At 65.1% G+C, this 24,923-nt stretch carries 24 protein-coding genes and 1 pseudogene; 9 read left to right on the top strand and 16 right to left on the bottom strand.

Features of this window, described 5'->3' with window-relative positions; all coding sequences use genetic code 11:
• The 5 genes from F3J14_RS07330 to F3J14_RS07310 all read right to left on the bottom strand — a co-directional run.
• Nucleotides 1-294, bottom strand: a 294-nt coding sequence (locus tag F3J14_RS07330) for a zf-HC2 domain-containing protein (protein ID WP_166722439.1), incomplete at its 3' end; no start/stop codon positions are given.
• On the bottom strand, nt 291-839 hold the full coding sequence (locus F3J14_RS07325; RefSeq protein WP_006751176.1) for an RNA polymerase sigma factor: 549 nt from the start codon (nt 837-839) through the stop codon (nt 291-293). The genes F3J14_RS07325 and F3J14_RS07330, both read right to left, overlap by 4 nt.
• A 202-nt stretch (nt 840-1,041) precedes the next feature.
• Nucleotides 1,042-1,887, bottom strand: coding sequence for a CPBP family intramembrane glutamic endopeptidase (locus F3J14_RS07320; RefSeq protein WP_166722438.1), 846 nt, complete (start codon nt 1,885-1,887; stop codon nt 1,042-1,044).
• Between the two features lie 57 nt (nt 1,888-1,944).
• A complete protein-coding gene (locus F3J14_RS07315; protein ID WP_012372778.1) occupies nt 1,945-2,361 on the bottom strand; it encodes an organic hydroperoxide resistance protein in 417 nt (138 codons plus the stop codon).
• 46 nt (nt 2,362-2,407) lie between these two features.
• Nucleotides 2,408-2,653 carry a DUF4148 domain-containing protein gene (locus F3J14_RS07310; protein ID WP_166722437.1) on the bottom strand — a complete coding sequence of 82 codons (246 nt, stop codon included), beginning with the start codon at nt 2,651-2,653 and terminating at the stop codon, nt 2,408-2,410.
• A gap of 325 nt (nt 2,654-2,978) precedes the next feature.
• On the opposite strand from F3J14_RS07310, the gene F3J14_RS07305 reads away from it, so the two are divergent.
• Nucleotides 2,979-3,425 carry a cupin domain-containing protein gene (locus tag F3J14_RS07305; RefSeq protein ID WP_105787667.1) on the top strand — a complete coding sequence of 149 codons (447 nt, stop codon included), beginning with the start codon at nt 2,979-2,981 and terminating at the stop codon, nt 3,423-3,425.
• On the opposite strand, the gene F3J14_RS35580 is transcribed toward F3J14_RS07305, so the two are convergent.
• Entirely contained in the window at nt 3,398-3,697 is a 300-nt protein-coding gene (locus F3J14_RS35580) for a hypothetical protein (RefSeq protein WP_247682158.1), read from the bottom strand. The two genes, F3J14_RS07305 and F3J14_RS35580, sit on opposite strands and share 28 nt — an antisense overlap.
• On the opposite strand from F3J14_RS35580, the gene F3J14_RS35575 reads away from it, so the two are divergent.
• Nucleotides 3,629-4,282 (top strand): condensation domain-containing protein, encoded by a 654-nt coding sequence (locus tag F3J14_RS35575; protein WP_247682157.1) that lies wholly within the window; start codon nt 3,629-3,631, stop codon nt 4,280-4,282. The two genes, F3J14_RS35580 and F3J14_RS35575, sit on opposite strands and share 69 nt — an antisense overlap.
• Nucleotides 4,177-4,770 (top strand): hypothetical protein, encoded by a 594-nt coding sequence (locus F3J14_RS35570; RefSeq protein ID WP_348771954.1) that lies wholly within the window; start codon nt 4,177-4,179, stop codon nt 4,768-4,770. Before F3J14_RS35575 ends, F3J14_RS35570 begins: the two co-directional genes overlap by 106 nt.
• A 92-nt stretch (nt 4,771-4,862) precedes the next feature.
• Here the strand turns inward: F3J14_RS35570 and F3J14_RS07295 are convergent, their stop codons facing one another.
• The 3 genes from F3J14_RS07295 to F3J14_RS07285 form a co-directional block, all read right to left on the bottom strand.
• Nucleotides 4,863-6,056, bottom strand: coding sequence for an MFS transporter (locus tag F3J14_RS07295; RefSeq protein ID WP_166722436.1), 1,194 nt, complete (start codon nt 6,054-6,056; stop codon nt 4,863-4,865).
• A gap of 185 nt (nt 6,057-6,241) precedes the next feature.
• A complete protein-coding gene (locus F3J14_RS07290) occupies nt 6,242-6,664 on the bottom strand; it encodes a DUF3331 domain-containing protein (RefSeq protein ID WP_166722435.1) in 423 nt (140 codons plus the stop codon).
• Between the two features lie 22 nt (nt 6,665-6,686).
• Nucleotides 6,687-7,535 carry an SDR family NAD(P)-dependent oxidoreductase gene (locus F3J14_RS07285; RefSeq protein ID WP_166722434.1) on the bottom strand — a complete coding sequence of 283 codons (849 nt, stop codon included), beginning with the start codon at nt 7,533-7,535 and terminating at the stop codon, nt 6,687-6,689.
• Nucleotides 7,536-8,250: 715 nt separating this feature from the next.
• Between F3J14_RS07285 and F3J14_RS07280 the strand changes: the two genes are divergently transcribed.
• The gene (locus F3J14_RS07280; protein WP_166722433.1) at nt 8,251-10,116 is read left to right on the top strand and encodes a hypothetical protein; all 1,866 of its coding nucleotides are present in this window, start codon (nt 8,251-8,253) and stop codon (nt 10,114-10,116) included.
• Between the two features lie 251 nt (nt 10,117-10,367).
• On the opposite strand, the pseudogene F3J14_RS07275 reads toward F3J14_RS07280, so the two are convergent.
• A pseudogene (locus F3J14_RS07275) lies at nt 10,368-10,808 on the bottom strand (lytic transglycosylase domain-containing protein); the annotation flags it as partial.
• 317 nt (nt 10,809-11,125) lie between these two features.
• Between F3J14_RS07275 and F3J14_RS07270 the strand changes: the two are divergent.
• A complete protein-coding gene (locus F3J14_RS07270; protein ID WP_166722431.1) occupies nt 11,126-11,914 on the top strand; it encodes a DUF3455 domain-containing protein in 789 nt (262 codons plus the stop codon).
• Nucleotides 11,915-12,573: 659 nt separating this feature from the next.
• The gene (locus tag F3J14_RS07265) at nt 12,574-13,311 is read left to right on the top strand and encodes a response regulator transcription factor (RefSeq protein WP_166722444.1); all 738 of its coding nucleotides are present in this window, start codon (nt 12,574-12,576) and stop codon (nt 13,309-13,311) included.
• Between the two features lie 97 nt (nt 13,312-13,408).
• Here the strand turns inward: F3J14_RS07265 and F3J14_RS07260 are convergent, their stop codons facing one another.
• The 5 genes from F3J14_RS07260 to F3J14_RS07240 all read right to left on the bottom strand — a co-directional run bounded on the left by F3J14_RS07260 (nt 13,409) and on the right by F3J14_RS07240 (nt 22,473).
• Entirely contained in the window at nt 13,409-14,479 is a 1,071-nt protein-coding gene (locus F3J14_RS07260) for an ATP-binding protein (RefSeq protein WP_166722430.1), read from the bottom strand.
• A gap of 135 nt (nt 14,480-14,614) precedes the next feature.
• The gene (locus tag F3J14_RS07255; RefSeq protein WP_166722429.1) at nt 14,615-14,998 is read right to left on the bottom strand and encodes a response regulator; all 384 of its coding nucleotides are present in this window, start codon (nt 14,996-14,998) and stop codon (nt 14,615-14,617) included.
• Between the two features lie 125 nt (nt 14,999-15,123).
• Nucleotides 15,124-15,783: a response regulator gene (locus F3J14_RS07250; RefSeq protein WP_166722428.1), complete on the bottom strand. Its 660-nt coding sequence runs from the start codon at nt 15,781-15,783 to the stop codon at nt 15,124-15,126.
• Between the two features lie 103 nt (nt 15,784-15,886).
• On the bottom strand, nt 15,887-20,944 hold the full coding sequence (locus F3J14_RS07245; protein ID WP_166722427.1) for a trifunctional serine/threonine-protein kinase/ATP-binding protein/sensor histidine kinase: 5,058 nt from the start codon (nt 20,942-20,944) through the stop codon (nt 15,887-15,889).
• 194 nt (nt 20,945-21,138) lie between these two features.
• A complete protein-coding gene (locus tag F3J14_RS07240; RefSeq protein WP_247682152.1) occupies nt 21,139-22,473 on the bottom strand; it encodes a transposase in 1,335 nt (444 codons plus the stop codon).
• Between the two features lie 21 nt (nt 22,474-22,494).
• On the opposite strand from F3J14_RS07240, the gene tnpA reads away from it, so the two are divergent.
• From tnpA to F3J14_RS07225, 3 genes are all read left to right on the top strand, one after another.
• Entirely contained in the window at nt 22,495-22,911 is a 417-nt protein-coding gene (tnpA, locus tag F3J14_RS07235) for an IS200/IS605 family transposase (protein WP_166722426.1), read from the top strand.
• 352 nt (nt 22,912-23,263) lie between these two features.
• Nucleotides 23,264-23,500, top strand: a complete 237-nt coding sequence (locus F3J14_RS07230) for a DUF4148 domain-containing protein (protein ID WP_166722425.1) — start codon at nt 23,264-23,266, stop codon at nt 23,498-23,500.
• 416 nt (nt 23,501-23,916) lie between these two features.
• A complete protein-coding gene (locus F3J14_RS07225) occupies nt 23,917-24,348 on the top strand; it encodes a universal stress protein (protein ID WP_166722443.1) in 432 nt (143 codons plus the stop codon).
• Nucleotides 24,349-24,433: 85 nt separating this feature from the next.
• Here F3J14_RS07225 and F3J14_RS07220 read toward each other — a convergent pair whose 3' ends face one another.
• The gene (locus F3J14_RS07220) at nt 24,434-24,874 is read right to left on the bottom strand and encodes a DUF3331 domain-containing protein (RefSeq protein ID WP_166722424.1); all 441 of its coding nucleotides are present in this window, start codon (nt 24,872-24,874) and stop codon (nt 24,434-24,436) included.
• Between the last annotated feature and the right edge of the window lie 49 nt (nt 24,875-24,923).

Genomic DNA, 24,923 nt, shown 5'->3' with positions numbered 1-24,923 from the left:
GTCGGGCCGCGACGCCGGCGCATCCGCGCGACGTGCACCGCCGACCGCGGACGGCGCCGGAGGCCCGGTGTACGCCTGCGCGATTTCAGCGACCTTGCTGACCAGGCTCTGCGGCAGCGGCGGCCATTCCTGGCGCTGGAACGCATACTGATAGGGCAACACCGATGCTTCGAACAGGGCAACCCGCCTGGCGATATCGGCCGACGTGCCAATCGCCCTGTCGACTTCCTCGCGCTCGTGCGACGTGAGTTCGCCATCCACGTATGCCATGAGCAGGATGTCGTCCATTTTCATGCCCCCTGATCCTCACTCTTCGCTGCGCCCTTCATGGGTCGTTCCTTTCCATCGCTGAACAGGGCGCCGATCGTCTGGCGGGCACGCGAAAGCCGGCTCATGATCGTCCCGATGGGTACGCCGAGCGCCTCGGCCGCTTCGCCATAGCTGAGCCCCTCCACGGCGACCAGCAACATGACCACGCGCTGCGCTTCGGGCAGCTGCTGCACCGCCCTGACGATCTGCGCATCCAGCGCCTGCTGTTCCAGGGTCGGCGCGGTGGGATCGGCGATGGTTTCGAGCAGGTCGTCGTCCCAGTCCATGCCCGAGCGCCGACGCACGCTGCGTGCGCGGAGTTCGTTGAGCCAGGTGGATTGCACGATCGAGAACATCCAGCTGAGCGGCGCGGTTCCCGGTCGTAGCTGATGCGCGCGTTCGAGCGCACGGACGCACGCGCCCTGCACGAGATCCTCGGCGTCGTGCCGGTCGCCGGAGATTCGCAGCGCGAAGGTCCAGAGGCGCGGCAGCATCGCGGGGAGCATGGCGGACAGTTCGGCTGCGGTCATCTACGTCGATCCTCCCGCGGTGCAACCAAGCCGACGTTGACGAACTGCAGTATCTGACGTGTATCCATGGGTTTAGGCGAAATTAAGCGGGCAACACCCCTGCAGTCCACGTAAACAGCTGGACGGCGCAGATATTCCATCCGCCGTCGCGTATTACCCGAACTGCCGGATCACAGGTCCTCGTGCCAGAGCGCGCGTTCGCTCAGGCCCGGGCGATGAACGGATAGGTCAGCAACCCGAACTGCACCAGATTGACGCCGAAGTGCGCGAGCACGGCCGATTGCAAGCCGCCGGCGCGAGCGGCGAGCCCGTATCCGATGCCTGACAGGCCGGCCAGCAGAACCAGCAGCGCGCCGCCCTGGTAATGAGCAAGGCCGAACAGCACGGCGCCTGCGACAAGCGCCAGCCAGCCGGCATTCGGTTGCGCGCGCATCAACCGCGTCACGCCCGCCTGGATATAGCCGCGGAAAAATGCTTCTTCCGCGAACGCGACCAGCAGAAGGTTGTCGAGCACCCACAGCCACGCGAAATGCGGCCACTTCGGCGCCCACGCAATCAACCCGGCCCACCAGGCGATCGAGAAGCAGACCACCGAGGTCGCCGCGCACGCGACGACCGCCGCGATCACCCGTGTCGACAGCGGCTTCTCCGGCAGAACCCACGGGTAGGCCAGCACCAGCCAGAATGCGATCAGCGGCTTGTCGAAGTTCAGATACATCGTGTAGGGCGCCGCATCCGGCGTCAGGCGTGCCGCATGAATCACCCTGAGATTGTCGAAACCCGGCAGCCAGTGCTGAAACAGTCCGACCGCAATGACGCAGAAGACGACGTTGCACAAAACCTTGCCGGCGAACGGCAGATTCCGCTGCAACAGCACGCCGGTGCCGACCAGCAGTGCAATCGGCACGAGCGCGATCGGCTGCAACTGCCGCGACGCGAACGCGATCGCATAGCCGATGGCGAGCAGGCTCAGCGTGAGCCCGCGCGGCATCCTCGAGATCGCCGTCAGTGCGGCAAGAAAAATCGCACACCACGTCAATGCGGTCATTGCACCTTCCGGAGAGTTGCCAACGGCGCGTCGATCGCGTCGAGCGCCGCACGCGTATCAGGCCACCGTGACGACCACGTCGATGTTGCCGCGCGTCGCCTTCGAATACGGACACGTCTGGTGCGCCGCATCGACCAGCGCCTGCGCGACGTCGGCGTCGACGCCCGGCACGCTGACGTTCAGCCGTGCCTGCAGGAAGTACGCGCCGTCGTTCGTGGCCAGATCGATCTGCGCATCGACATGCGTGTCGCGCGGCAGCGAAACCTTCAGCTTTTGCGCGGCCAGGCCCATCGCTCCGATGAAGCAGGCCGACCAGCCCGCGGCCAGCAACTGCTCGGGATTCGTGCCGGGCGCGGCCGAGCCGGGAGCGGAGAGCTTCACATCCAGGCGGCCGTCCGCGCTGTGCGCGGCGCCGTCGCGCCCGCCGGTGGTGCGAACCTCGCCGGTGTACAGAATTTTCGTTTCGTGGTTCATGGTCGGTACCGTGTTGAACAGGGTGGATGAATGGCGAGGCCGGCGATCAACTGCCGCGGTAGAGCTGTTCGAGCGCCGCGAGCTGGCCGTCTTTCTCCGCCTGCACCAGTTCCGCGCGAACCTGGGCGCGCGTCTTGCCCTTCGGCGCCTTGCCGCCCGGCGCCCATTGGCTCGCTTGCCCGACGGTCTGGTCGTTGATGCTCGTGTCGACGGCGCTGCTTGCAAAAGCGGAAGTGGTGGCTGCAACGGCGGCGCACGCCGCGAAAACCAAAGCGATCGTCTTTACTTTCATGTCGTTCTCCTGGATAAATTCGGCTGTCGCGAATCTGTCGGGGCGCTCGGCGGTCGCTGATCTCGCGAAGCCGTCTCGAGCGCCCTGATCGGATTCGATCGATGAGTTGCATTAAATCCAGACGACGTATCTGACGTGTGTCTCGACAAATGGCTTTTGCAAGGCCATGTATCCAGGCCGGTTTCATACACATTGAGAAACAAAACTGCCGTCTCGTTTTCGGTCGATCGCCAAACAAAGCCCGGTTTTTCCGACAAAATGGCGCCACGACAGCGCGTTCACCCTTCACGTCGCTGCCACGAAAAAACCAACGGAGAGATAGCCGATGTCCAGATACGCCCTCGCAGCGCTGCTGCTGTTCAGCGTCATGACTGCGGTCGACGCGCACGCCGAAACGATCAAGCCGATCAAGGCGTCGAGGTCCGACCTTGCCGGTGCGATATTCAATCGCGCCGATGCCGTGAAAAAAGACGAAGCCGGCGAAACGAGCGCGGACGTCGCGACGTTCACGTCGACCGACAACGCTTACCAGACCGGCGTGTATCGATCCGGGCCGTCGCATGAGGAAATCAAGGGGCCGCACGGGCTGCCGTACAACGAGTTCCTGTACTTCCTTTCAGGCAGCGTGAAGCTCACGTCGTCGGACGGTTCGGTGATGCTCGTGAAGACCGGTGAGGCCGTTACGCTTCCGAAGGGATGGACGGGACATTTCGACACGCCCGGCTATACGAAGCTCTATGTGACCTACAACCCCGACGACAGGAAAAAATAGTCCGGCACATGTCGAGCAATTCGGTCACGGCGGAATAGCGCACCCTCCTCGATTGTTCTGTTGAGGCAGACCATCACTTCGGGAGTCAAGCGGTGCGGAATCAACCACAGGAAATCGACGACAATCAGCGGCTCGTGCGAACGCTCGGGAGCACGGAACACCTGTTCTGGCTGCTCGACCAGAATCGGCCGACGCACTTCGCGATGGTCGCCGAGATCGACCGGCGCTTTGCGCCGGACGCATGGCAGGCGGCGTTTCAGGCGTTGCAGCACAGGCATCCGCTGCTATCGACCTGCATCGCCATCGACGCGCAACAGCATTCAGGCTTCTATCGCGTGACTGACGCCGCGGTGCCGTTGCGCGTGCTCGAGCAAGACCCGACTGCGTGGCAGGCGGAAGCGGCCCACGAAATCGCCACGCGCTTCGTCGGGTCCGCGGCGCCGCTGCTGCGCGCGACCTTGCTGCAAGGCGAATGCAGCTCGACGCTGATTCTGGTTGCGCATCATTCCGTGGTCGACGGCATGGGCAGTGCATCGCTGATCGACGATCTGTTGCGCAGCTGTCGGGCGAGCGACCGGGGCCGTTGCCGTTGGTGCCGTCGCTGGAGACCATGCTTGATACCGATCTTAACGACGCCGCCGTCTTGCCGCCCCCCGCGCCGGCGCCCGCACCCAAGCCATTTCGTCCGGACGCCGCGCAAGCGCCGCATGTCGACGCCATTGCGCTTTCCGCCGACGTCACCCGCCGGCTCGTGGTCCGCGCACGTGCCGAGCAAACCACCGTGCATGGCGCGATTGCCGCGGCCGTTCACGAAGCCGGCCGGCGTCTGTCCAGCGCGTGGACCGAACGCGCGTTGAGAACCGTCACGCCGATCGACCTGCGCGGTCTCTCCGACGACGCGCGTGTCGCCGCCGGCGTCTACATCACGCAGACCATCACGATCGACGAACACCCGCGCGGTACGGATCTATGGACTGCCGCCCGCAAGATCAAACAGGATCTTGCACCGTCGCAAGCGCGCGAGAGCGTGGCGGCGGAACTAAAGGCACTGGATGCCGTGATGTCCGCTCGGCCCAGCGTCGAGCATGCGGCCGGGTTTCTATCGGCCGTGCTGGCCTTCGACGTCATGGTGTCGAATCTGGGCAATCAGCCGATTGCTTCCCAGTACGAAGGCTTGTCGCTCAAGGCGCTGTGGGGCCCCATCGTGACGTCGGGTTTCGCCGACGACCAGATCATCGGCGCGTGCACGATCGATGGCGTGCTACGTCTCACGCATACGAGCCATGGCGCGATACGCGGACTGCTCGAAGAAGTCCGCGCGATTCTCGAGGAAGCCGTGAGCTGACCGTCGGAGGCTGCTCGCCTCGTCGGCGCTCGACGCCGACCATCGTCGCGCGTCGCAACGGCAGACGGATTCCGGAACACCGGCGCGTGCGTTCAGCACGCCACCGGCAATGCCCGCTTGCGGTGCTCGACGATCGACAGAAGCAGCGCCGCCAGCCCGCATGCCGCGATCAGTATCAACAGCATCGTCTTGCCCATGCTGACCAGCACCATGCTGCCGAGCGCGGGGAATCCGAATGCGCCGACGAAATACGACGCCACGAACCACGTCAGCACGGCGTGCCGGTGCCGCGCATCGGCACTGTTGACGGCCTGCGCCTGAACGATTGGATAGATGAGGCCATACCCGGTGCCGAGCAGCACGGCGCTGGCCGAATGTAGCAGCGCGTTGTGCGGCACCGCAAACGTCACGGCGACGCTCAGGATCATGAAGCCGAGCAGGATCTGCGTCGTCGCGCTGACGCGGATCTGAATCACGACCGCACCGAGCAGCCCGCGGATGACGACCACCGTGGCGGAATACAGACCGAAAAACGTTCCGGCCTTCACGCCGGGGCCCTGCGCCATCGACATCTGGAACGTCATCAGCCCCGAGAAGACGCTCGAGCCGAGCGCGATGATCGCGATCGGATAAATCGCAGGCGTGCGGGCGATCGCGCCCATCTCGCGTACCCACCGATCCCGCCTCGGCGGCGCAACGGCGTGCGACGCAGGCGAGAGGCGACCGAAACATTCCAGCATCACCGCGGCCGTCGCGCACAGCGCGCCGACCGTGCAGAACACCGCGCCCGTCGTCCAGTGCCAATTGCGTATCGCAAGTGCCGCAACGGCCGGACCGCCGCCGACGCCGGCCATCTGAAACGACCCGAACCGCAGGAACCAGCGCTCACGTTCGATATCCGCCGTGCGCTCTGCGATCATCATCGGCGCCGCGAGGCAGAAGCCGCCCCAACCGATGCCGACCAGCAAGCCGGGCACGACGCTCAGCGAGCCGGTGCGCGCGATCAGCGCGAAGCCGACGACGCCCGCGCCGACGACCAGCGCCGCCAGCGCGGTCGCCCGCGCGGCGCCGATCCGGTGCGCGCACCATGCGACCAGCGGCAGGCCGAGCAGCGCACCGATCATCGCTTCGGCCAGTGCGGCCCCCGTGTCGATGTCGCTTCCGCCCGCCACACGGAAATGCATCGACAGCAGAAATGTCGCGCCGTAGCCGCATGCCGTCAGCAGCGCGCCGAGCAGCACGAACGAGGCGACGCGCGGCGACATCGTGCGTGGATCGGCCATCATGCTTCCCCTTGTTTCAAGATTCCGGTCGATTCGGGCGGCGACGCGACAAGCTCGCCGCCCCCAGGCCATCGCAACATGATCCGCACAATCCGCAATCGCGGAAATGAACTGTTCCGATGATGCGCCGCATACGTTCGTATAGGCGCCGACGACAGCCAACGTCCCCGCACACGCGCGCGACGCGCTCAGGTATCGGCGAGCGACAAATCGGGACGCTGCGCGACGGTTGCGGCGAGGATCGTGAGCTCCCGACTGACCGGAACGCGCGCCTCGCCGGCGTGAGGGCGAAACACCGGGTCGCCGCGGCCGATGCAACGCCCGGTCAGTGCACAGACCGCCGCGCCGTCGGCAAACCCTCTGCTCCAGATCTGCTCGGTAGATTTGCCCAGACACGCGTCGCTCCACGAGACGCTGATCGCGCTGGCCGAAATCCGCCTCACGATCACGACGTTGACGGGCCGCCGCGCCATGCGCGAACCTGCGCTTGCACGGCGCGGCCGGTGCCCGACGGGCCACTTCTTCGTGCACGCGTGGAGCTGCTCGGCGGACGGATCGAGCACGTTCAGCAGCACCCGCGCGACGATGTTGTCTTCGGACGGCGTGGTCATCGGCGGTCTCCGGCAGCCGGCTTCATTCGGCCTGCGCCGGCGGAAACGAAACCGATTCGCTCAATTCGCGCCATTGCGCGTCCTCTTCCGCACGGAACCTTGCCGCCGCGCCGGCCACCGCGACCGCGTCGCTGCCCATCAGCAATCGCAAAGGCGCTGTCGGCGAGCCGGCGATGCCGAGCAGCGCCCGGGCAATCCGCGCGGGATCGCCGGGTTGCGCGCCGTCGATGCTACGCAAGCGTGCCGCTACCGGCTCGATGATCGGCTTGTACGCGTCGCTGATCGGCGGAATGGTCATCGACGAACCGGCCCAACGGGTCCGCATCGATCCCGGCTCGACGATCGTGACCTGGATGCCGAAATCGCGGACCTCCTTCGCCAGCACTTCGGAGAACCCGCCCACCGCCCACTTGGCTGCCTGATAGGCGGCGAGTCCGGGGCCGCCGACTCTTCCGCCCACCGACGAAATCTGAATGATGTGGCCGGCCCGTTGCCGCCGCATGAACGGCAGTGCCGCACGCGTGACGTTGCACACGCCGAAGAAGTTGACCTCGATCTGCTCGTGCAGCGCGCTGTCGGTGATGTCTTCGATCGACGCCAGATCGGCGTAGCCCGCGTTGTTTACCAGCACGTCGAGACGACCGAATTGCTCCACTGCCAGGCTGACGGCACCGCGCGCCGCGTCCGGATCGGTGATGTCCAGCGGGATCGCCAGAATCCGGTCGCCATAGGCGTCCGTCAGGCTGGCCAGACGCGTCACGTCCCTCGCCGTTGCCGCCAGTTTGTGGCCGGCGGAAAGCACGGCCTCCGCAAGCTGAAGACCCAGGCCGCCGGAGCAGCCCGTGATGAACCAAACCTTGCTGTCATGCATTGTCGTACTCCCGGTCATTTGCGATCGACGTCCGGTTCCCCACACGTCGTGAAAACCGGTGTTTGCCGAACCCGACGTCATGCGTCATTGGGAGCCCGCCATGTATCTCGCATATGTCTCTCGCGTATCGGAATGTATCTGGCGACGTTCCGCAGTCGACGAGAGGCCTTCACAAACGAATCATCATCCGGATAGCCACACGATTTCATGTGAGGGAGTGACGGTTTTCGCTATCTATAACACCCGAGGCGTTCGGCTATTCCCCCCTCCGCTCTGAAAAAAGCGTCGTACAAAATCCGCATGATCGCCGGCCAAAGTCAGACAATGCCTTCGACGCTAGACCGCTCGCCCGTTCACCTCGCGAATGCTTTCGCAATTTCGATGCGCACATCGTGCTGCGTGAGCAATCGAACGATGTACCGCCGATCATTGAGCCTCCGCGCGTTATCGACAACGAAAGCAGATACTCATGCGAACCACGAGCCTATGTAATACCGGCGTGCCAGACTCCACGGCGGACCCGGCCGGCCCGACTGACGCCGGCGCACCGACCAATTCGACGGAAACGACGCGATCCCGAGCGAGCGCCTCCCCTGGCCTGATCGCACTTCAAGCGATAAACCGGAGCGACCGCTCCCCGGCAGCCGGATCGCCGGACAATCGCCGGAGAAGTCGGGCACCGTCATCGAATAGCGGGGTATCGACGACGCCCTCGATGTCCATCTCCCACGCAGCGATCGCGCTTGAACCGAATGCTGTCGAGATGCATGCCGTCGAGGCTCATCCGCCTGCGTCAATCGGCGCGCGCGACGCGCGGGCCATGCTCGCGGGACTGGAAAAGGTGACGCACCGGCTCACCGCCTCGCTGGCCAAAGCCGCCGATGTTCATCGCAGGGTCACCGATGAACTGCGCGGCCCGGGCCCCGATTGCCTGACGGAGGAGAATCGTCGAAAGATCGATGACGCCCAGAATTTCATCGCGGCCGCGGGGCCGGTGAAGGCATTGCTCGAGCGTCTGGTCGGCGACCTCGAATCGCAGTTGGCCGCCGCATCGCCGGAGATCGACTCCGGTGCGTCGTCGAAGGTCAGCAGAACCCAGCGCCGCATCGCACTTGCGGAAGTAGTCGGGGCGATCGCGGCCAAGAATGCGGCATGGTACGCGCTGCCCGGACTCATTCCGGCGACCCATGTGCGCTTCGACAACGTCGGGGAAATGACGAAGCTGGTGACATCCCGATCGGCGCTTGCACTGCTCTTCGCTGCCGTAACGGAATATCCGCTTGCCACCGACGGGCAACGACGATTCAAGGATGCCGGTGGTCAGATAAACCAGTTACAGGGTTTTGCGCAGGCGCTCGACCAGGCTTTCGCGCTCGCGATCCTGTTCGGCATCAACAAGGCTACCGGGCAGGAACCTCCTCCGGGCTATCAAGTTGCCGGATTTGCACTGAGCGCCACAGGCGCCGCGTTTCAAACCGGTGCGTTGAACGGCTTGATCATTCGCATGCTTCGGCCCGTTTTCGACACGCTGTCGAAAAAATCGGCACGCTCCGGCGACGATCGATCTTCCGTCCTCCCCACCCACACTTCGCGAGCGCATTCGGCACCGGCGGAGCAGGCGGGAATACGGAATCCCGTACCATCTCTGAACACCTGGCTCGACACCGTCCCTGCCGAGGATTTCGTCGAGATGAACGCCGATCTGGACAATGCCTGCGCTTCCATCGCCCGATTGCACGACGCCATCTTTCCTCGCGAACCTGAAGTGCTTCCACGCGACATGCATCCCGCGTCGCCCGCGGCCGATTATGGAACGCACGTCGAGCGGTTCAGCGGCAATTTCGCGGCAATACAGAGCGCCGTTCGCGAGTTCCGCAACGATCTCCCCGACGATGACGAACGCCTGACCCGAATCGACGCGGCACTCGCGCATGCGCAGGACGCGGAACGCGCGATAGCGGAATTGCGTGACAGCGCCACGCCGAGAAGAACGGCGTTCTTTGCCGCGATGGCGATCCTGAGCACGGTCGGGTCCGTGCTCGGCGCCATCGGCCCTTCCGTTCAAAATGCGTGGCTCTCGGACATCAACCACCGCGCCGCGATCTTCGGCGTGACGTCTTCGGTATTGCAAGCGTTCGCCAATCTCGGGCAATTTCTCGGCGGCGCCAAACCGGGCGACGGGCGCCTCGCACGTTTCCTGAAGATCGGCATGGAGGACGACCAAAATCCCTACCGGGCGTGGACCAAAAACTGGCTGCGATCGGTCAGGTTTCTGCTGGGCGAATTCCCGCTGCTTCAGCTTTCCACCACGTTTTCCGAAATGGCCAATAAAGAAGCGGGCAAGTTGCCTCAGGCGCCCGTGCAAGGCACCCCGTCCGCCTATACGATCCGCAACGTGCAGGAGGCCTTTCGGGCCATTTTCAGTCTCGCCTTCACGGCGTTGGCGCTTGGCGAGAAAGCGAACTGGAACCACTATCTGGGGCTCGGCATCGCCGCGCTCGGTGCGATCGTACCGACTGTGATCGAGTATGCCGGTACCGGGGCGCGCAATGGCCCGGCGCTTTCGTCCGGCAACGGCTAGTGCATCGGCAGGTCGCGCATGACAGCAACGTGGAGCGGCGTGGCGCGTCCTCGCCGCTATCTGCGCGACTGCCCCAGCTCGAGATCAGCCTGCATCGCCAGCAGCTCGAGTTCCGAACGGGCATCGACGGCTGGTCGATGCCGATCGTTCACGCGATGGGCAAGCACCGTCGACTGCTCCGGTTCCGTGACGGAAGCGTCGATCGGACGGGCCTCCGGCCGCTGCGCGGTGCGGATGCCCGACCGGTCCTCGGGAAGCATCTTCCAGCGCCGCAAAATGCCACTTATGCGGCGCGCATAATCGTCGCGCAGGGACGGCGTCGCCGAGTGATACGCGCCGACCGCGGCCCAGGTATTGCCATATTTGTCGACCTGGCGCCGCAACAGCCACGCCGCGACGTACACGCTCTTGCACGGGGACATGAGTGCCTCTCTTCCGACGCCGAAGCGCGAAAGCGGCGAAAGATGAATCGAATTGATCTGCATCATTCCATAGTCGACCGACCCGTTTGCGTTGACGTGCATCGCATCGGCACGGTTGTGCGACTCCTGCCACGCAATGGCGCGCAGGATGAGCGGATTGACATGCTGATACGCGGCGGCATGATCGAAGCAGTCGGCGCGCGCGAACTGCGCCGCACCTGCACTGCAAATCAATACGAGGCAACGCAGCCCGATGCTCGGTACTTTCATGGACGAGTAACGTAAGACCATCGACGAGTGAGATGCGATCCGCGAATCCGGCAGCCATGCTCAGCCGGTCGCGATCGCCCTGGAGTCGCATCGTACGTACCGCGCGCCAACACGAGACCCGGCTTCCCGAAGCAATGCATCGACCGGCGAATCCGCAAACCGGGCACGGCAAATCGACAGACGCGATTCGTATTGCAACCGAAGTGCTTTGCCGGCAAGCGAACCGTCGGCGCTTATTTGGCGCGCCCGGCCGTGCCGCGATTTTTCCGTCGAATATGATTTGCGCTCCTCATCCAATTCATCGCGAGGCGTTCGTTATGGTGCGTAATATCGCGGCCAGTCGGCAAACGGCAGTCATGCAGCAATTACGCGCGCTTTTCCTGAATGGCGACGCGGCCACCGGCTGGGTGAGGTGGCGCGCACCAGGATGGCGCATGCTGTCGGCGGGGATCGTCACGATCGCCGCGTGCGCCGCTCCGCCGCTTCCGCCGATGAATCGCGACTTGCCCGAGTCGCTGAGGGTGCCGCCCGACGACGTGCTGGAAGACGTCCTGATGGCCGGCGGAGAGGTCGTGTATCGGTGCGATCGAGGCGACCAGGGCTTGAACTGGGTGTATCGCGGCGTTCAGTCGACGCTCGTCGATTCAACGGGCGAGAGTGTGGGCACCGCGTTGCCGGGCGGCTATTTTTCGAGTTACGACGGCAGCTATGTCGTGAGTCGCCCGGACGCCGAGGCGGCGGTGAGCCCGGACAGCCTGCCATGGGCCCGGCTCGTCGCCCGGTTCAACGGGGGAGACAAGGTCTTCGAGACCCGGTTCGCACGAACCGGGCTCATCCTGCGGGTGCAGACGAAAGGCGGCTTGCCGCCCGACCGGCCCTGCGTGCTCGCGGGCTCCGTGTTGAATGTCCCCTACTCGGCCACGTACCTGATGTATCGGTCTCCGTCCGTGCCGGCGCCTGCGATGCCGCTACCGTCGGCGAGCGTGGCCGGCGCGCCCGAGCGCGCCGTGATTCCCGGCAACCTGAATCCGCAACCCGGAGATTTCGTCAAGCTGCCCAGGAACGCGGCACTGCCGGACGGCGCACTGCCGCTGCCCGATCATTGAATCGCGGGCGGGTACTCGACCGATGTCGGCTGCGTGCGGAAAGCACATAGTGGCCGGCATATGCGAATCGAATAAATATAAATAATTTCGCAATGCATTTTTTGTGAATATTCCGCCGCGCGACGACGATACATGCACCCACGCCATTTGCCCGGAATACGCAAAACAAGCAAACGATAGCCCGTCAATCGACAGGTTTTTTGTATCGCTCTGTATCCGCGACGGATACGGAAAGGATTGGATACATTGACAGCCTGTCGAGCAATTTTCACGATCTGATCCTGTTGTAGGATGCCTCAACGACATCACTCACATCGGACGGCATCGCGCATGCGACGGAATTCGCGGCAAACGGGCAACCGCTGCATGTCAGGAAAGGTAGCGTCCGCAACGACCGGCTCGTGCCGGCTCACACGCGGCAGCCTGTCCCGCAGCGGCCATCGAGCGACGCTGCCGCGATGGAATTTTTGCGTCAGCACGATTGTTCTCCGTATGTGCGATGGCGAGACGGGTGTCGAGACGCCGAATTCAGGTCGATGGAACGTGAGCGCGGCGATTGCCGGCACGCGCCTCCTTACCGCGGCCGACGCTGCTTTCGCGCAGCCGGAACTGGAGCAAGCGCGGCCGTCAAAGGCTGTGCTGGTCAAGAGAGAGTCATGATGGGCAAGCAAGTACGAATCGTTCTCGTGGAAGACGACGTGATCCAACGATCGCTGCTGGCGTCGTGGCTGAAGACCGAGGGCTATCATGTGAGCGCCTTCGGCAACGGTCTCGATGCGCGAAACTACTTGTCGGATCACTGGGCCGACCTGATGATTTTCGACTGGGATCTGCCCGGCATCGGTGGCGACAGGCTGTTGACGTGGGTCCGTGGACGGGCGAGCCCGTCGGTGCCGGTGATCTTCCAGACGATCCATTCGAATGAAGAGGATATCGTCCGGATTCTCGACACCGGCGCCGACGATTTCCTCGTGAAGCCGTTCGACCGACGGGTGCTGCTCGCGCGGATCCGCGCGCTCCTGCGCCGTTCTCGCGCGTCGGCCAATGAAAGCAGGCAGATGATCGTCGGGCGACATTTGCTCGATCGCACGAACCTCAGCATCGTCGCGGACGGCATTGCGCACCCGCTCGGCACCAAGGAATTCGAACTCCTGTGGCATCTGGCATCGCATCTGGGAACCGTCGTCCAACGGCAGGATCTGCATTCGGTGGTGTGGGGCTGGGACGGCGGGGCCACGAGCCGGTCGGTCGACATGTATGTCAGCCGACTGCGTGCGAGCCTGCGATCGATCGGCATGGAATGGTCGATCCAGTCAGTCTACGCGAAAGGCTATCGGCTCCATGTGAGTGAATGCCGGCAGGATGTCGCCGACGAACTCACCGACGAGAGCGTCTAGGCAAACGCGGCCGAATGCATCGGCCGCAAGCACGGTTCGGAAAACGGAAGCCGAGGCAATGCCGGCACGCCGCGCCGCCGACATCGCCTGCCTGCCGTCATGCGACAGCGAGCGGCAACGTCACGCGCGCTTCGAGGCCGCCGGTGCTGCGATTGTTCAGCTGCAGCTCGCCCTGCATCGCTTGCGTCAGCCGCCGTGCGATCGCAAGCCCCAAACCGGATCCCGGCGCACGCGCGGCTGTCTGCGGCGCCCGGTACCACGGCGTGAATACCGCTTCCATCTCCGCCGGCACGATGCCCGGCCCTGAATCCACCACCGCAAGCATCACGCGCCGGGCATCGACGCGAACACACAGGCGGACATCGCGACCGTAACGCAGCGCGTTGTCGATCAGGTTGACGAGCACGCGCCGCAGCGCATGCGGAAACGTCACGAGCGGACAGTCCAACCGCCCGTCCAGCGCGACGGCCAGCCCCGCGTCGCGATAGTTGTCGACCAGCGAGCCGAGCAACTCGTCCACGTCGACGCTGCGCGGCGGCTCCGCCACGCTGCACTGAAGCCGTGCGCAGGCAAGGCTCGCGTTGATCAGCTCCCCCATCTCGGCAAGGTCGCGCTCCATCGCATCGCGCAACGCGCGATCTTCCAGCATTCCACTACGCAGCATCACGCGCGTCAGCGGCGTGCGCAGATCATGCGCATAGGCCGCGAGCACATGCAGCAGTTCCGTTACGCGATCCGCATGCTGGTGATGCGCGCCGTTGATCGCGGCGGCCAGTCTCGCGATCGACGGCGTGCCGCGCTCGACCAGTGAACGGGGCAGCTCTTCCAGTCCATGGTCCTCCAGTGCCGCGGCGAGTTGCCGGATTGCCGCGTCCAGTCGCAGCGCACGCAGCCACAGCACCGCCGCCACCAGCGCGAGCATCGCGCACGTCACGCTCGCCATCAGAAGATCGCGGTCGACGGCGGGAAGCAATGCATTCGCGAGCAAATCCCGAGCGTCGTACAGCGCCGCCGCCACGAACAGCACGCCAGCGACGACGAACAGTCGGGCCGGACACGCGACGAGACCGCGTGCATGCTCGCGGCATGCGCGGCTGAAGTTGCGTATGGAGCGCGTGAGCCGAGCGTCAAACCAGGCTCCGGACGATAAGGTAGGAATGTTGGCCATCTTCGTTCTCCTGTCGCCGTCGCGGCGGACGGTACAGGGAAGATGAAAACATGCGTGCGGGGGTTCGCACCATCAAACAAGCGGCCATCTACCCCCTACGAAGGTTTAGGTCGCCGTTGCGGCGCAGGCCGGCGATCAGCCGTATCCGAGCGCACGCGCGAGCCAGCCTTCGAGCTCCTGTGCGTCGATCGGTTTCTCGAGGAGACACAGCGCGGTGCTGGCCCGCGCTCGCTCGGACGTGCGGACGCTGACAAACGCCGTGACGAGCACAGTAGGAATGCGCAGGCCGCGTGCCTCCATCCGGGCCAGCACTTCGAGGCCATCCATCTCGGGCATCTGGAGATCGCAGATCAGGCAGCTCGTGCGCGACACCACGTCGGACGCCAGGAATGCCGGCCCCGACGCGAATTCGCGCGCCTCCCCGCCGAGCGAACGCACGAAACTTCCCGCGGCGGCGCGCACGAAAGGATCGTCGTCGACAATGGACACGAGATCGGAGGCTGAGAGTGAAAAAGGCATCCCTGCTTATGACGAGGGGGACGGACCGGGCCCGTCCCGAGCACTGTTACCCAAGTTGCCAGCATACCGTCACGCCGCGGCATCGCCATCATACCTACGTATGGGTAGGCTCGCCCGCGCCGCCGCTAGCGCGACGGCACGTTGATGCCGAGCGCAGTCATCTTGCGCACCAGTTCAGCCACCGAGCGGCACTTCATTTTTCGCATCGCCTGGCTGCGATGAATCTTGGCCGTGATCTCCGCGATGCCCATGTTGCCCGCGACCTGCTTGTTCATCAGGCCCGTCGCGACGTGTTGCAGCACTTCGCATTCGCGCGGCGTCAGCGATTCCCAACAGGCGCGCAGATCGAGCAGCGAGTGATCGTCCTGCAGCCGTTTCGCATCGCGGTCGAGCGCCGCGATCACCGCATCGATCATGTCCTGGTCGCGGAACGGTTTCGTCAGGAAATCCATCGCGCCGGCTTTCATCGCCTTCACCGTCATCGCGATATCGCCGTGCGCCGTGATGAAGATGATCGGCATCTGCGGACCGCCGCTCTCGGCCAGCGACGTCTGAAACGCGATGCCGCTCTGCCCGCGCAGCCTGACGTCCAGCACGAGGCACGACGGTCCCGCGCCCTTCGGTGCCGCGAGAAACTCTTCCGTCGACGCAAAGGCGCGAACCTCCAGGTCGATCGATCGCAGCAGGCTGATCAGCGCGGCACGCACGAATTCGTCGTCATCGACGACGTAGACGATGCGGCTGTTCCGATCAGGTGTCGCGTGGGGCATTCTGGTTTCCGGCATCGATATTCGCTGATGAATTTTCAGGAGTGGCCGCGCAGCGGCTCAAACACAACAACTCGAAGAACCTGTCCGCCCGCTGCGCGTCGCGCCGACGGACGACACATCATGGATCGACGCGCGGCAGCATCACGGTGGCTCGCGTACCGGCACCTTCTCGCGGCGACAGCGTCAACGTTCCGCCGTGAGCGTCCACGATCGAATGCGAGATGGCGAGGCCCATGCCCATCCCGTTCTCCTTGGTCGTGAAAAGCGGTTCGAGCAGCCGGTCCGCGATATCGGGTGCAATGCCGCTGCCCGAATCCTCCACGCTCACGCACACACTGTCAACGCCGTGCGCTTCGCACGCAAGCGAAAGACGACGGGCCGTCTCGAGTTCAGCCATCGATTCGGCACCGTTCGTCAGCAGGTTGATTACGACCTGCTGGAGCTGGATCCGGTCGCCGTATACGTAGACGGGACCCTCGTGACTGCGCAGCTCCAGCACCACGTCCAGCGTGTCGAGCTGCCGCGCGACGAGCGCCGCGGCCTCGCGCACGGCCTCGGCGAGGTCGACCGTCGCAAACTGCGGTGCGGCCTTGCGTGCCTTCGCGCGCAGCGTCTGGATGATGCTCTTGGCCCGCGCGGCGCTCCGATTGATGTGCGCGAGCATCTCCCGCGCTTCGCCGACGTCCGGCGGTTCCCGGTTCAGCCAGCGCAACCCGGCGCTTGCCGATGTGTCGACGGCGGCGATCGGCTGTCCGATCTCGTGGACGATCGACGCGACGAGCTCACCCATCGCGGTCAGCCGGCTGGCGCGCTCGAGGCCGGCCAGTGCGGCACGCAACTGTTCCTCGGCATGCGCGCGCTGACGGTTCTGCTCGACCAGTTCCTCATAAAGCCGCGCATTCTCGAGCGCGAAAGCGGCCTGCGACGCGATCACCTCCACCAGCGCCGCCTTGGCCGCGGTAAACATCCGCGCCGCCAGATTGTTTTCCATATACAGCACGCCGACGAGCGTCGCATAACGCATCAGCGGCACGCACATCACCGAACGCGGGCGCCGGCGGCGAACATAAGCATCCTGACCATGAACCGGCGACTCCGATGCATCGTCGATCACCACCCCTTCCTGCGTCCGCGCGACCGCCTGCACGACCGAGACGGGCAGCACGCTCGCCGTCAACGACACGGCCTCCTGCGTCACGACGATCGTACCGTCGATCACGTCCGCGCGCGCCGGCACATGCCAGACGCCCTCGCGCAGCACCGCGAGCGCGCCATGCTCGGCCCCGGCGCTTTCGAGCGTCGTGCGCAACAGCGTTTCCACGAGACGCGCCGGCACGATGTCGCTCGCCAGCGCGTTCGACACGCGCAGCACCGCGTTCACGTCCAGTGCGTGCATCCGGCTCCCGACCGGATTGCCGGCGCCGGCATCGAATACATCGGGGTGCGCGGCCTGCAACTGGCGCACCTTCGCCAGCGCCCCCCAACGCTGCCATGCGCTTTGCGCATGGCGCAAATACGCGTGCGCGGCGATAGTGTCGCGCCCCGCATGGAATCGCGCCGCATACTCGGCGGCCAGCGCCTCGACCTGCGCGAAGCCATGCCTGCCCGCGTGCGTCACGGCGCGCGCATAGGCTTCCGCCGCGTCCAGCGGCTGCCCGCTTACGCGCGCGTGCTCGGCGCGCACCAGCTCACGTCGCGCGACGAAGTTCTCCGGGCACGCCCGCGCCCAGACGTCGAGCTGCTCGACATGGCGCTGCAGCGCAGCCTCGTCGGACGCATCGCGGCCGGGCAGCGCAAGCAGTGCGAGCGCGCCGTAGAACGGCAAATCGGCCCGCTCGGCAAACGAACGCGCCGCATGCTCGCAAGCTTCCGCGTGCCGACGCGCGTCGAGCGCGTCCGGAAGATCGCCGAACAACAGTGCGGCCTGCAGCCTGTAGACCCAGTACGCGAGATCGACCAGGGTCGGCGGCCGGCCCTCCGGCGGCGCCAACACGTCGCGATCGTCGCACTCGCCTTCCTGTAGCCGCCTCAGCAGCATCTGCTGCGCGAGCAGCGCATCGATCACGAGCTGGAAATTCGCATCGCGCGCGATTGCAAGCCCGTGCGTCACCGTATCGCGCACGTCGCCGAGAAATTCGCCGGCGAACAGCATGCCGGTGGCTTCATTGCGCTTGCAATAGAGCGCGAAAGTATGATCGCAGCACTCGACCGTGATTTCGAATGCCCGCGAGATATACGCGCGGGCCGAGCGCGCCGGCAACACCCACGGCACCACGATCGTGCCGTGCGCCATGTATACACGGCCGCGATACCGATCGAGCCCGCGCTCGTCGACCAGATGCAGCGCGAGCTCGCCGAATGCCAGCGACGCGACGTAATCGCCGTAACGTACGCCAAAGATCTGGTTCATGCAGACGTAGACGTCGGCCGATGCATCGGAATGGCCATGCTCGATCGCCAGATTCACCGCGCGCAGCAGAATCATGTCGACCAGATCCTGGTCGGAATAGAGTGCCGGCGGGATCAGGTCGGCAAAGATGTCGACAATCGCGCGCTGCAGCGGATCCGCGATGATCGGCAGGTCACGCAGCGCGTCGATCCCGTTGCGGTCCAGCCAGCCGCGCAGGCGAAGGTATTCACGATGCACGTCCGCGCTGTCCGGATGGGGCGGGATATCGATGCCGGCGCGCTTCAGGAACGCAAGGCCGACACCGAGCGCCAGATCGAAGCGGCCCAGCGCCGTGTACAACGCCGCGCGCAGGCGCGTGAGATCCGCGCCGAACGTGCCGTCGCCGGCTACCCGCTCCAGCTCGGCCAGACGCGCTTCGGCGGCTTCGAGCGCACCGGTCATGAACTCGGCCTCGGCGCACAGCATGCGCGCCTGGAGCCCGTCGTCGGTGGTGTCCCGTTCGCCGAGGAAATCGACTGCCGCGCGAAAGAAGCCGAGCGCGGAATGATGCGCGGTGGCAGCCCGGGCTTGCTGCCCGGCCTCCAGGTTCACGCGCGCGAACGCGCGGCGCTGCGCGGGCGTCTCGACCACCGCGCCGGCGAGGTTCGCCTGCGCGGCCAGCACGAAGGTGTCGGCGCAGGCATCGCCGGCCGCCAGCAAACGGCACGCGATTGCATGATGCAGCGGCGCGCGCTCGTCCTCCGGGATCGACGCATACGCCGCCTCGCGAATGCGATCGTGCCAGAACGTCCAGTCGCCGCCGTCGCGCTGGAGACTGCCGGCATCGAGCGCCGCCTGCAGTCCCTCGATCGCATCGGGCTCGCTCAGGCCGGCCGCCGAGGCCAGCAGGCGCGTCGACGCACGCTGACCGATGCAGGCCAGCAGGCGCAACATGAATCGTGCGGCGTCCGGCAGCAGCTCGAACTGCCGCGCCAGCATCATCGCGACGTCGTCGCCGCCGCGATGCGCGGCAATGCGCGCCATGTTCCAGCGCCACAGGCCGGCGCCCGCATCGTAATCGAGCATGCCTTCATCGGCCAGCAGGCGCAGCAGATGATGCACGAAGAACGGATTGCGGCCGGTTCGCTGCCCGATCAGGTCGGACAACGGGCGAAGCGCATCGGTGTCCTGATGCAGCGCGTGGGCGATCAGCTCGGTCGTCGCGCGCTCGTTCAGCGGCCCGAGCTCCACCGTCAATGCATCGGGAACGTCAGCCAGCGGGCCGGCCCGCAACGGGTGACTCGCATCGATCTCGTTGCCGCGATAGGCGCCAACGAGCAGCAACGCCGTGTCGCGGTGTTGCTGCACCAGCCGCTCCAGCACCTGTATCGTGCCCGCATCCGCCCATTGCAGATCGTCGAGCAGCAGCGCGAGCGGACGCTCCGGTGCCGCGAAACACGCGATCAGCCGGGCGATCGCTTGCAGCACGCGCTCGCGCTCCAGCCCGGGCGCCAGTTCGGATTGCTCCGGTGGGCCCGCCTGCGGGCCAAGCACCGCCGAGAGCGCCGGCAGGAATCTCGCGAGCGTGCGTCCGACGGGCGCCACGGCCGTTCCGATTCGCGCGCGCCACATGTCGAATTCGTCGTCCGCGCAACCCAGCACGAACTGCAGCAGCGGCTCCAGCGCCTGGGCAAGCATCGCATACGGTGTGCCGCGGCGCCCTTCCTCGCCCTTGCTGGTGGCCACGAGCAGCGCGCCGTCGTGCCTGATTCGCGCGACGGCCTCCAGCAGCAGCGTCGACTTGCCGATGCCCGAGTGGCCGGAAACCCATGCGACGCGCATCTCGCCACCGGCGGCGACGGCACGGTACTGCGCGCGCAACGCGTCGATCTCCTGTTCGCGGCCCACCACGTGATCGGCTTGCTGCAGACGCTGCAGCGCCGCATGCACATCGAGCGCGAACATCGGAATGCGACCGTCGCGGCGCAGGCACTGCTCGCATCGCTGCAGATCGGCGACGAGCCCCGCCGCCGTGCCGTAACGCTGCTCCGGCGCCTTTTCGAGCAACTTCACGACAATCCGCGAAATCTGCTCGGGTACGTGCGGAACGAGTGCGTGAGGGGCGCGCGCCGAATGCGTGGCGTGCGCGTGCACGAGCCCGGCGGCATCGGTCGCATCGAACGGCGGCACGCCGGTCAACTGCTCATAGAGAATGCATCCGAGCGAATAAAGATCGGCCCGCGCGTCGACTCGCAGGTTCATGCGCGTGCCGAGTTCGGGCGCCGTATAGACGAAATCCGTGTCTTCCCATTCAAGACCGGTGTCGCGCAACGGGTCGGTCGCATCGGGGCCGATCGCATAGCCGAAACCCGTCAGGAACGCACGATCATCGTCATCCACGAGGAAGCGATGCGGCGCAAGCGCGCGATGCACGATACCGGCCGCATGCATCTCGCCCAGCGCGGTCGCGAGCGAAATCGCGCGTCGCAGAAACGCGGACAAACGCTGCTGCGGGGCAGCTCCGACGGTGAGCGGCATGCCGCCCGGATCGGCCAGGATGAGCACGGCGCCGCCACCGTGCGACACGATGGCTTGTGGCACGGCGGACCAGCGCTCGTGCAGCGCCGAGCGCAACACATATTCGCGTTGCAGCGCGGCGACCGCAGACGGTGCCGCGACGCCGCGCCCGGCGACCAGAACAGACGGCGCATGGTCGTCGATCGCGCGGTGCAGCCGTGGCGGGCCGGGGCTCAATTCGATAAAGCGGCGTGTCGAAAGTTCGATCATGCGAATGCAGTAAGGAAACGGTGGCGTTCATCAGCTCGAACGCCGCTGGCACGGCGACGTGGAGCACGGCATGCGGCACCCGTGCCACCGGCCACGTGTTGCGGCGGGATGCCGGGTTGTATCCGTTCGTTCGAACCCGCGGTCGTGACGCGGGCTGCGGGGCGCACTCGATTTCGCTCGTGCGGTGTCGCACCTCACCGGCCGCCTCGCCTTCTTCCAGGTACCCGTGATAACACGCGAACCCGCCGATTATTCCAGCCCGATATCTTGACACCCTCCCCCGCGTAAAGTCGGGGGATTCCTACGGCGCTCAACCCGGCATCGAGCCGGGATGAGTCGCTTCGGTGGGTTCCTGCTGCTGTCGGCATGACTGCACCGCTCACTTCACAGGCGCAACGGGCGTGTCCCGCCCTGAGAACATTGATCGCGCCGACCAGATCGGCATTTTCCTCGAAGCCACATTCGACGCACGCGAACCGCTCTTGCGTCTGCCGGTTGTCCGCCGATACATGGCCGCAGCACGGACAGGTGCGGCTCGTGTTCTGCGGCGGCACGGCGATGAGATACCCGCCGTTCCACGCCAGCTTGTAATCCAGTTGGCGGCGGAACTCGAACCAGCCTTGATCGAGGATGGACTTATTCAGGCCGGACTTGGCTCGAACGTTTCTTCCCGGTTTCTCGGTGTTGCCAGCCGCCGACTTGGACATGTTCCGTATCTGCAAGTCCTCGATACACACCATCGCGTGGTTTTGGCTGATCGCGGTCGTGGCCTTGTGCAGGAAGTCACGGCGGGCATTGCCGATGCGGGAATGAATACGCTGGACACGGGCTTTCGCCTTCTTCCAGTTGCTGCTGAACTTCGACTTGCGGCTCATTGCCTGCTGCGCTTTGCGCAGCCGATCCTCGTGCCGCTTGAAGCTGTTGAGTGGTGCGTAGAACGTGCCATCCGACAACGTGGCGAAGCGGGCGATGCCCATGTCGATGCCGACTGCGCCCCCCTTGGGCACGGACTGCTCGACCTCCCGTTGGGTCTGGATGCTGGCGAACCATTTGCCGCCGCTTGCGGACACGGTGATCTGCTTCACTTCGCCCAGCACATCGCGGCTGTTGCGATAGCGCAGCCAGCCGAGCTTGGGCAGGAAGATGCGGCTGTTGGCCTGATCGAGCTTGATCTGCTTCGGGTCGGGATAGCGGAAGCTGTCGCCTTGGCCCTTCTTCTTGAAACGCGGAAACTCAGCCCGCTTGGCGAAGAAGTTGGTGTAGGCCCGCTCCAAATCCTTGAGCGTCTGTTGCAGCGGATGCGTCGGCGCATCCTTGAGCCACGGCGTTTCCGGGCCGTTGCGCCATTCGGTGAGCAGCTTGCACAGCCCGGCATAGCCGAGCTTCTGCTCGCCTTGCTCATAGCGTGCCGTCTGCACCGCCAGTGCCTTGTTGAACACGAACCGGCACGACCCGGCGAAGCGGCGCATGTCGCGCTGCTGGTCGCCAGTCGGCATCAGTTCATATTTGAAGGCTTGGAGACGTTGCATGCAGAAAGTATAGTTTGGTCTATGAGCAACGACAACGATATTCGGCACGGACGGCACTGCGTTTTTCTGATGCACGTCCATTTGGTCTTCGTGACTAAATACCGCCGCGAGGTGTTCACCAAGAACATCTTGGACGACCTGCACAGCATCTTCACCAGCGTCTGCGCCGACTTCGAGGCGGAACTGGTGGAGTTCGCCGGTGAGGACGATCACGTTCACCTGTTGGTGAACTATCCGCCGAAAGTGGCCGTGTCGGCGCTGGTGAACAGCCTGAAAGGTGTTTCCAGCCGCATGATCCGCAAGAAGAACTACCCGAGCATCCGCAAGAAGCTATGGGGCGGTGCGCTGTGGTCGCCGTCCTACTTCGCCGGAAGCTGCGGCGGTGCGCCTATCGAGATCATCCGCCAGTACATCGAGCAGCAGCAGACGCCACACTGACCGCTGAAAGGACGCCTACGGGGTCCGCGCTATCCTTCCCCGGCCTGAAGGCCGAGGCTTGCCGCGCACCGGGGTCAATGCAACAACGCGCGCCGGCGAATGCATGCGCGTTGTCGAAGCGCACTCGCGTCGCGCCGTGACCGGCGCTTTCGTATCCGGATGTATCGCGTGTCCGCATCGATACATGACATTGCAAAATGCCGCGCCGCAGACACATGCGGGATACCTTCGCGGTGCTCAATACACATGCGACGGATTCTGACGACATTCGCGACGCGGCCGGCGCATCCGGCTCCCGCGTTCGCCAGAGGCCGTGCATAACATTCGATCGACTCACCTTCCGGATTCCGACATGAAGACCTTCAGGATCACCTTCGCGCTCGTCGCGTTTGCTACCGCGGCCTGCGCCCATGCAGCGGCCCCCGTCGACTCGTTGACGGGGAATCAAGATGCCGTGGCCACGACCCAATGGGCACCGGCCATCGCGATGCCGACGGGGAAGACACGTTCCGAAGTTCGTCAGGAGCTCGCTCGCGCGCGCCAGAGCGGCGAGCTCGACGCGCTCAGGAAACTCTATTCCGGCCATTGAAGCACCGACGTTTCCGGAGGTCCGGCACGGGCAGGCGCAATGCTCGCCGGCTCGTGCGCGCTGTATCGGCGGCCGCCCATCCACGTCCAGACGAAGCCTCGAAGATGCCGGGATTCCTCGGCACCGCACGTGCGGCCGACGCGTCGCGCGACGTGCAGCGGGAGACGGGACATCGCATCGACACGCGGAGCTGACGTCGACGAGCGACGTCGCGCGCCTGCCGATGCAAACCGGCCGCGACACGATCGCCGGCGCGGGGAATCGCATCGGAATAAACGATCGCCGTCGCGTGTTCAGTGTTAGCAGTCGCGCCCGCTTCCACGCACGTACCCGCGCGCGGACCGCTTGTACCGGTGCCCGTCATGGGCGATCTCATTCCCCCGCCGCCAATATCGAAGATGTCATCGCTGTCCAGAATGCTGCTCGTCTATGACGGATCCAACGAAGCAAACGCCGCACTCGCACGATGTGCGTCGCTTTCCCGCGCATTGTCGGCCACGGTCGACGTCGTCGCCATCGTCGACAATGTCACCGCCAACGCGCGGTCGGCCGGACTGCTCAGCGAGCTCGCCCATCAGCGGCTGGCAGAATCCGCCCATCACGATCTTCAACGGGCGATCGACAACCTGACGGACCACGGCATCGCCGCGCGCGGCTATGTCCGCTTCGGACGCGCGGCCGATGCTATCGCCGCGCATGCGTCGACAACCTGCGTGGACATGATCGTCGTCGGTTATCGTGCCCCTACCGGGTTCGCTCGCTGGTGGCGCGAGCCTCCCGTTCACTTCGATCTGGCCGAGCGTGTTCCGGGTGCAGCGCTTGTCGTCGTCACGGTCCCGTCGACCTAGCGCCGGCGCGCATCGATGTGCGCGGACGACGCGCCATCGCGTTCGTCCGCGGTTCGCCGCGGTTCGACGCCGTTCGACGCCCGGCCTAAATCGCGTCGGCCGCATCGATGCACGACTGAACGGTCGCGGCAAGAATCATCCGCTGCTGGTTGGCGGGCAGACAGACATCGCTTCCCCGCGGACGAAACACCGGGTCCCCGCGTTGTATCGCCCGCCCCGTCAGCGCACATATCGACGGAACGCGCGCGCGGCTCCTGCACCAGATCTGCTCGGCATACCGCCCTGAACACGAGTCGCTCCACGAAACAGTGATCATGGACAACGACAGGCGCTCCATCACGGCTATCCTGGTAGGCGGTTCGGTGCGCGCACGCGCATCGTCCTCGTTCCATTGACGCGACCCGAGGCGTCGCGCCTTGTATCGCGTGCGCTGCGCTCGCAAGCACACACTGCGCTGTTCCTGCGAAGGATCCAGGACATTGATCAACGTGCGAGCCACGATGTCCGCTTCATGCAGCATCCCCATCACCTCTTCTCCCAATCAATCGGATCGATCATGTGAAAGCGGACGCACG

It is taken from the genome of Burkholderia sp. Tr-862, from assembly GCF_011753085.1.
Taxonomy (GTDB): domain Bacteria; phylum Pseudomonadota; class Gammaproteobacteria; order Burkholderiales; family Burkholderiaceae; genus Burkholderia; species Burkholderia ambifaria.
Note: the sequence above shows the minus strand (reverse complement) of the source record. Positions and strands in the feature narration are given on the sequence as shown.